At 66.8% G+C, this 7965-nt stretch carries 4 protein-coding genes; 1 reads left to right on the forward strand and 3 read right to left on the reverse strand.

Translation table 11 applies throughout. The annotated features are described in order from the left end of the window. Nucleotides 1-26: 26 nt before the first annotated feature. From IE265_RS36850 to IE265_RS36860, 3 genes are read right to left on the reverse strand one after another with little or no spacing between them, the layout of a single operon-like run. Nucleotides 27-1124 (reverse strand): AAA family ATPase, encoded by a 1098-nt coding sequence (locus IE265_RS36850; protein WP_190040153.1) that lies wholly within the window; start codon nt 1122-1124, stop codon nt 27-29. Continuing rightward, nucleotides 1121-3046: an MrfA Zn-binding domain-containing protein gene (gene drmB / locus IE265_RS36855; RefSeq protein ID WP_190040154.1), complete on the reverse strand. Its 1926-nt coding sequence runs from the start codon at nt 3044-3046 to the stop codon at nt 1121-1123. The genes IE265_RS36850 and drmB overlap by 4 nt, the downstream gene beginning before the upstream one ends. Further along, the gene (locus IE265_RS36860; protein WP_190040155.1) at nt 3043-6201 is read right to left on the reverse strand and encodes a helicase-related protein; all 3159 of its coding nucleotides are present in this window, start codon (nt 6199-6201) and stop codon (nt 3043-3045) included. The genes drmB and IE265_RS36860 overlap by 4 nt, the downstream gene beginning before the upstream one ends. Nucleotides 6202-6421: 220 nt before the next feature. Here IE265_RS36860 and IE265_RS36865 point away from each other — a divergent pair, with 220 nt between their 5' ends. Next, complete coding sequence (locus IE265_RS36865) at nt 6422-7939, forward strand: sigma-70 family RNA polymerase sigma factor (RefSeq protein WP_190040156.1); 1518 nt, start codon at nt 6422-6424, stop codon at nt 7937-7939. Nucleotides 7940-7965: the final 26 nt, after the last annotated feature.

A 7965-nucleotide genomic window follows, 5' to 3' on the forward strand; every position in this document is an offset into this window, starting at 1 on the left:
TAGTCCCGGATTTGCGATGTCAGCATTTACATCATGGAGCGTCGCAGCATGCGCGCAGGGACATCCGCTAGGATCGGGGGCTCTCGGTCCCCGGAATAGCAGAAGTAGAGTTCCTGCCGGGCTCGGGTGGTCATGACGTAGTAGAGCATCCGTAATTCGGCTGCCGTCGGATCACCGCTGTCGATATGGGTGTCCGGCACAATCACCGTGTCGAATTCCAGGCCCTTCACGCTGGCACGGTTGATGATGCTGATACCCTTTTTTCCGGGGGTCAGTGTCCGGTAGGGGCCTTCGGGTGCGTTGCCGATGTACATCTGCGCTTGCAGGTCGTGCGGGGGACGGCTGACCTCGGCGAAGAGTTCTGTTTGCGCGCGGGTGTGCCGCAGGATCACACCAATGCTGCGCCGGGGGTAGGCCGTCGCGTAGGCGGACAGCCAACCTGCGAGCGGCTGCCTTCCGCCTGTGTGTCGTAGCAATTGCGGCACGGGGCCGTCGCGGTCTGGCAGCAGCGGTGGATCACCGTCGACGTGGAAGTGCCCGGCTAGTACGGCGACCGGCCGGCTGTTGCGCTGATTCACGGTGATCTCGTGACGGGTGGTGCTTCCCATCGCTTTTTCGATCTCCGCCAGTGTGGACTGGGTGTCCGTGATGCGTTGCTGCTCGTCCGCGAATACCGTCATGCGGATCCCGAGCACGCGGCAGAGTTGGTAGAACTGCTGCGGCAGGTCCTGCCCTTCGTCGACCACCAGTTGTTCCAGTTGGCCCAGTCCGACGCTCATGGCTGCACTCATCAGTTCTAACCAGTCGAAGAGGCCGTCCTCTGTCCGGCCAGGCGCCGTGCCGGTCGCCCGTTGGTACCAATTGATCACCCAGCGGTGGAATGTCAGTACCGGGACCGATGAACCCACCGCCACTGCGTCTGCCGCAAGCTGCTGGCGTAGCAGGTTGGATCTCGCCAGCAGCACGGTGGAATGTCCCATGAGGTCCAGCAGTGCTGCCCGGTGCATGGCCAGCACGCTCTTCCCGGTGCCGGGTTGACCGCTTACCAGGTGGTTGCTATCCGGTGCTAGAGATTCGAGCAGATCCTGCTGCGCGGGGGCCAGGTCGAGGAACGTGAGCGTCACCTGAATCCGCCCTCGCTGATGCGGTATTCGCCCGAGGCGTTCACGGCTTCCTCTTGGGCGGCTGCGACGACGGGTTCGAAGAAACCGGGGACACCGGCTCCGCCGACCACGAGCATCCGGTCGAGGAGCGCGTTGCCGGTCTCGCAGCTGGTCTCGGGCAGCAGGGCACAGGCGTGGCAGGCGGCGCGGTTGAGGTTGGCGTACCCCTGGCCGGTGTGTTCGGCGCACAGCGGGTCGGCTGAGCACCAGGCGGCCTGTTCGAGCAGGCGCACCAAGGTTTCGGCGAGGAAGCCGGGTTCGCCCTGGCGGACGAGTCCTCCCATGGTGCCGTCGGTGTCTCCGGAGGCGGTGTAGATCAGCACCCCGCACTGGGCCTGGTTGGCGTCCTCATGGTGGCGTGGGCGGCCGTACACGCGTTCGCGCAGCGATGCGGTGCTGTATCCGGATTCGTAGGCGAGTTGTCGGATCAGTAGATGCGCGACGGTGTGCAGCAGGGGGTAGCGAGGGAGCAGGGCGGGACCGGTGATGGAGGCCAGGCGGTCCTTCTGGAAGGATCTTTCCAGGTCGCTGGCAAGGCCGGTGACCCGGTCGAGGACCTGCTTCTTTTGCTCCCATTGGGTGAGTAGTTCCTCGTCGAGGGTGAGGAAGATTCCTTCTCCGAATACTTCGATGGCCGGCAGCCAGCGGGCGCGCCGGGAGGTGTCGACGGGGACGAATTTCTGCTCGGGTGAGACGCGGGTGAAGCCTTGCAGGGCGCGCACTTCGCGTAGCCGGTCGGCGACGACGACGGTGGGGATGCGCGCCGCGAGTTGGGTCCAGGGGGCTCCGGCGGTCGGTTCGATTCCGAGTCCCACCGGTCGGATGACGAATTCCCGGGAGCGTTCGGGGGCGGGGGCGGTGAAGGCTGCCCATTCCTCCCAGCTGAGGTCGGGGTAGACCGGTGCGTCGCCGACCGGGCTGACCGGCCCGGTGCCTGCCGGATTGGGTGCGGGGTCGCCGAGGCGGCGACCGGTCTCTTCCTCCAGCAGTGCCTGCATGAGCGCTTCGTCGGCTCCGGCTGCCTCTGCGATCATGTCGCGCAGGGCAGGTGCGCTCGGGCTGTCCAGCTGCTGGCACAGAGTCGGCCAGAATTCGTGGTTGCGGACCCGGTCGGCTTCCTCGCTTTCCAGCAGGATGGGGGCCTGGGGAGTGGGGATGTCGAGAGCCGAGTGCATCACGGGGTAGTACACATTGCCGGCGGTGCGCTGGACGATCTGGACTTGTTCACGGCAGTCGACGCGCTCGTTGAACCGCTGCCAGGGGTTACGCCCTCCGCAGCGCAGGCCCTTGGAGCCGAGGATGTCGAGCAGGTCCCGGGAGGCGCCCTCGCACTCCTTGTTTCGGCAGCTGATCGAAAGGGCTTCGAGACCGGTTGTGCTCTCCTCCACGTGGAAGGTGAGCTGTTCCCGGTCCGGACAGCGGTCGCGCTCGGCCGGGGTGCGCTCGGAGTGGGCCCAGTACCACCAGTCGACGTCGCCGAGGTGTCCGTCCGGGCAGATCGAGACGAAGCGCATCGGGGCGAGTTTGCGCTGCGGTGAGCAGAAGGGGCATACGGGAGGGTGTCCGAAGCGTTCGTTGGCGATGCGCCATCGGGTCATGCGCCGACAGGATCCGCAGAACAGCCAGCCGGGGAAGCGGACGTACGCGGGTCCATGCGCATTCGGGACGTCGTAGTCGGCTACGGGGGCAGGGGGAGCGGCCCACAGCCCGGTCGCACGGAGCTTGCTTTCCAACCGCGGTGAGGAGATCTGCTGCCGGTGTTTGGGGCGGGGCCAGTCCGCGATTCCGGCGGCGACGAAGGACTCTCCTTGGAGGTCGAGGATGGCTCCGACGCCGAAGGGCAGGACGGTCTGCGATTGCCGGACGCGGAGTTTGCGGTTCATTCGCCGGCTCCCTTCACGATCACCTGGCACTCCTGGTCGACGCTGCGCATGGAATGCGGTGTTGCCCACAGTCCGTCAGTGCGGCCGAAGTTGCCCAGGAGGTTTGTCTGCCCCTTGCCGACGTTGCGGTAGTAGTAGTTCTTGCCATTGTCTTTGGCGTGCTGGGCATGCTCGCGCCATTGCCTGCGCAGGGCGGTGAGGTCGCGTTCGGCTGCGTCTGCCGAGGCGGGGTCGCAGTGTGCCACCCAGTCGGCGATCTTGGCGGCGGCATCGGCCAGCTCGGTGGGGTGGTCAAGGATCGCCCCCGCCTGGTTTTCGGCAGCGAGGCCGATCCCGTGGCGGACGAGGACCACCAGGGCCGCGTGCAAGGCGCGGCGGCGTGAGGGGATCGACCAGGGGGTGACGCTGGTGGGTTCCACATGCTGGTAGAGGGCCTGGTGGTAGGTGTCGAAGGTTTCGTAGTGGGAGCGGTCCCGGGGGCGGGTGGAGTTCAGGAAGGTCACCACCAGCCCGGGGATCTTGTGCCGGCCGACCCGGCTGGTGGCCTGGATGTACTCGGCGGTGGCCTTGGGCTGGCCGAGCATCAGCATGAGGGCCAGGCGTTTCACGTCGACCCCGACGGAGAGCATGTTGGTGCAGACGAGGAAGGACACGCTACGCTCGTGGTCCCAGGGGCGCTCCAGGTCGTCGAGCAGCTTGGGTTGTTCTGAGCGGGCGAGGTTGCTGGTGAGTTCCTGTACCTCGCGCTCGGTGAGTTCCCGGTGGCGTCCTGGTTCGCCCATACCGGCGAGCTGGGCGGGGATGTCGTCGGCGGCGGCGGTTTTGGTCCGGCCCAGTTCGCGCAGGCTGTGGTGGTAGGCGACCAGCGTCCAGTAGTCGTCCCGGTGTTCTTGCGGCAGTTCGAGAGGCCCTTGCAGCAGGGCTGCCGCGGTGGCCACGGTGGCGCGGCCGGCGGTATGGCCCTGTGCCATGACGCCCACGTAGCGACGGCCAGGGCTGTCGGTGTCCGGCTCCGCGAAGTACGAGAAGCGGGCGTCGAGTCCCGCAGGCGGGAACAGCTGAACGTCGCGGCCATAGGTCTGGCGCACTTGCTCGCTGGCGCGGCGGATCGTGGCGGTGGACGCGATGACCTTCGGTCCGGGGCCTTCTCCCCATGCGCACAGCTGGAGCACTGCGGCCTCGTACAGGCCCACCGTGGTACCCAGCGGGCCGGTCAGCAGGTGCAGCTCGTCCTGGATCACCAGGGAGGGGCGGCGGTGCCCCTGGTCCCCGAACAGGCTCCTGGCCTGGGGGACCCAGGCCAGACGGGCGAATTTATCGACCGTACCCAGCAGGAACGTCGGGGGGCGGTCGTAGATGTGTTGGTCGACGACGGACACCGGCAGCACATGGTGGAACCGGCAGTTATCACGGGGGCAGAAGAACTTGAAGGAGTCCTCTTTGGCCTGTACGCCGTAGTCCTCGATCTGGGGGGACTTCGAGGCTGGCAGCAGCCGCGTGCCGCACCAGGGGCAGCGGTCGAGGATGAACACGTCCTCGGGGCGCTGGGCGGCGCGTTGGTCTTCGAACGCCCGCCGGGCTTCCTCGTAGGTGTTGGGGGATGTGGTCATGCCCACCCACAGGCCGATGGAGAAGGGCTCCCGGCCCAGCAGGGGCTCTGGTGCCTTGGACGCTTCTTCCGGGGTGAGCCCGACGGGGTCCCGCAGGTACTCCAGGGCGCACACGGTGGTGGCCGCGCGCTGGAACTGCTGGGTGGTCAGCAGGCTCAGCGTGTAGCGGCTGATCACGGCGGTCCCGCCACCCGCACTGCCGTACCGCAGTCGACGCAGCAGCATCTCGAAGCTGGCGAGCAGCAGGTACGCCTCCGTCTTGCCACCACCAGTGGGGAACCAGATCAGGTCCACCACCTCACGGTCGGGGTGCGTCTCGTCGATAAGCCCCTGGGCCGCGAGCAGGAAGAACCCCAGCTGGAAGGGATACCAGGCCGCGTCCGCAGCAGGTTCCGGGTCCTTCGGGACGGCATCGGTGCGTCGGCGGCGCTCGCCGGCGAGGTCCTTCTTCATATGCCGCATCTGCAAGGCCATGGCTCGATTGGCCAGCCGGAACGCTTGCAGCTCCGTGCTGTTGTCGTCCCGGCAGAGTGCGTCAATCCCTGCTTCCATGCGTTCCACGGCGATGCGGATGCGCTCCAGGATCCGATGGGCAGCCGCCTGGCCCACAGGAGGGACATCGATTTCGCATTGCCGTTCGTACCAGTCTCGGTAGCCACGGGTGAAATCACGCAGCTCCGCGCGCAGCTCGGCGGCAGATACGGCAGGGTCGCCGAGGTGCGCGAGCGTGAGGACCGGGGAGTCGGAGGCGCCTGCGGCCTGTACGCCTGGTACTTCCGCCTCCGGCATGACCTGGGTACGCACCTTGGCGATCGTCCCGTTCGCTTTATCCTCCTCCACGGCACAGCCGTGGCCCACCGCGTGGGTCACCACGTGGCGGTACTGCAGTCGCAGTTCCTGCTCCTCAAGGTCCCGGCTGGTGAGTCGGACGCTGGGGTAGGGAAGAAACGTGCCGCCGACGGGCTCGACCTCCAGCGACACCTGGAAGAGCATGTCATCCCACTGCGGCTGGGGGCGCTTTCCTGGGACCGGCTCAGGAGCGAAGGCGCTGTTCACCAGGGCGACGGTGACAAGATTGCCGTTGCCGAAGGGCCGCCAGCGCAGCCGGACCTCTGCCCGGCCGCCGAACACCTTGACGTCGGTCTGCCCGATCTTGACGGGAACCGATACGGCCGGCAAGGGTTCCCGCCGCCAGTGCCGAGGTCCCTGGCCCCGGACTGTGATGTACCGGGCGGCTTGGCAGACCAGGATCAGTTCCTCGGCGTCGGTGAAGACCGAGAGGCCCAGGGAGGATGGCAGCCAGGCGTTGGACTCGGGCACCGGGTCGTCGGCGAACCGGGTTTCCTCCGTCTCGCTCTCCGCGCGGAGCGGATCGGGCTCCTCGTGGGTTTCGGCCAGCCGCCGTTGCAGATCGCTGTCCTGCGGGTACAGCGTGCCCATCAGATACCGGCGGTCAGGAGGTGCGGTGATCTCCTCCGTCTCACCGTTCGCAGGTCCGACCAGCTGCCGTCGCAGATAATCGATAAGGTCCCTACGCGCGTCCATGCATCCCTCCCCGCGTGTGCCGCAGCGCGTCTCCCGGGCCAGAGGGGCGAGGCACTTCCTGCGGGCAATCGTGATCGTAGCAACGCACGTCCCAGGGACTGTCAAAGACAGCGATTCTGTACGAACGGGGCGCTTGTCAGTGCCGCGTGGCACAGTCTCTTTCATGTCAACTGCTGCTCCCGGCATCACAGGCAACCGAGCACCCGGCATGCGCGAGACCATGAGCCAGCTGCTGCAGCGATTCCAGTCCTCGGCCGTCGACGGGAAGGTGCCGTGGGCCGAGTACGAAGCAGCTACCTCACAGCTGGGGCTCGACGAGGCGGCACGACAGCGCTTCAGCGCGGCGCTTGGGCAGTTGGGTCTGCAGGTCTCCCCTGCTCCGCGGCCCGCACCGGCACTGGTGCCGCATGCTCGCTCCGACGCCGAGACGACGGACGGCCCGCATCGGCCCGGCCGTGCAGAGCGCGTGATGGGGCTCGTGCAGCGGTGCGCGGCAGACGGCAGAGTCACCGAAGAGCAGCTGCGCCGCCTCGCTGTCCTCTGCGGTCTCACGGAGGGAGAGACGAAGGAGCTCCCGGCTGTCGTTCGTCGAGCGGGCATCGCCATCGTGCAATCGGACGAGCATGACCCGGCTCCTACTGATCAGAATGCTGATGCCATCCCACCGAGGCCGGACAGCTCCTTGACCCGTGCGATGTCCTGGACCGAGTCGGACCTTGACGGGGCCATTGCCGCCGCGCACCGCCTTCTTGACGAAGACACCCGCAACCCGCGTCCGCAGAAGCGGCTGCTGCGCGCGGAAGAGGAAGTCGGGCTGAGCGTCCTGCTGCGCGGCGGCGTGGACCAGATGGATATCGAACCGGAGGATGAGCTGTTCGCGCAGCTCCCGACCCATCACATCCGCCGCCGTGCCAGGGATGCGTTCGTGCTCCACAATCAGGGGCTCGTCCGTGACATGGTCAAGAAATACTTGGACCAGGGCCTGGAGCAGGACGATCTTGAGCAGCACGGGTTCGCCAAGCTGATGCACGCCGCGTGCAAGTTCGATGCCAGGAAAGGCTTCAAGTTCTCCACCTACGCGACCTACTGGGTGCAACAAGCGCTCCAGCGCGCCATCGCGGACGAAGGCGCCGTGATCCGTATCCCAGTTCACATGCACCAGACCGTACGGAAGGTTGCCGCTGCAGAGGCACGCTTCCGTACAGAAGGCCGCGCAACCACCGCTGCCGCGATTGCCATCGCGTGCGGCCTTGAAGTCACCGACGTCGACAAAGTACGCAAAATCAGCCGGGTCACGGACTCCCTCGACCGCGTCATCGGGGACGGCACCCATCTCGGCGAACTCCTCGGCATCTCCCGGCCCGCCCCAGGACCGGAAGACGTGCTCCGTCACAAGATGTCGCGCGAATGCGTCGATCAGCTTCTCGCACGCCGGACGGAGCGCGAGGCGGACATCGTCCGGCGCCGCCTGGGCCTGATCGACGATGAAGTCCAGACCCTGGAAGACATCGGCAAGGAGTACGGGGTAACCCGCGAACGAATCCGGCAGCTTGAAGCCCGTGCGTTCAAACGGCTACGGGAAGAGCTGGCGCCGCCACCCCCGCCAGAACCTCCAGCGACACCTGCGCCCGCCACCGAGACCGAGCCCGCTGGGGCGGACTCGTCGCTCCCTGCGCCGGGTGATGATCAGCGCGAAGACAAGCCTGAGGGGCCTCGCGTTTTCCGGACGGGCTTCTGACCGTTTATTTCATGCGGCGATTCGCA

Origin of the sequence: Streptomyces fructofermentans (assembly GCF_014651055.1) — a bacterium.
Taxonomy (GTDB): Bacteria; Actinomycetota; Actinomycetes; order Streptomycetales; family Streptomycetaceae; genus Streptomyces; species Streptomyces fructofermentans.

What these genes read in the sequence shown, in the direction of transcription:
- drmB (WP_190040154.1), bottom strand. Translation starts at nt 3,046, where the DNA reads ATGAACCGCAAACTCCGCGTCCGGCAATCGCAGACCGTCCTGCCCTTC.
- IE265_RS36865 (WP_190040156.1), top strand. Translation starts at nt 6,422, where the DNA reads ATGAGCCAGCTGCTGCAGCGATTCCAGTCCTCGGCCGTCGACGGGAAG.
- IE265_RS36860 (WP_190040155.1), bottom strand. Translation starts at nt 6,201, where the DNA reads ATGGACGCGCGTAGGGACCTTATCGATTATCTGCGACGGCAGCTGGTC.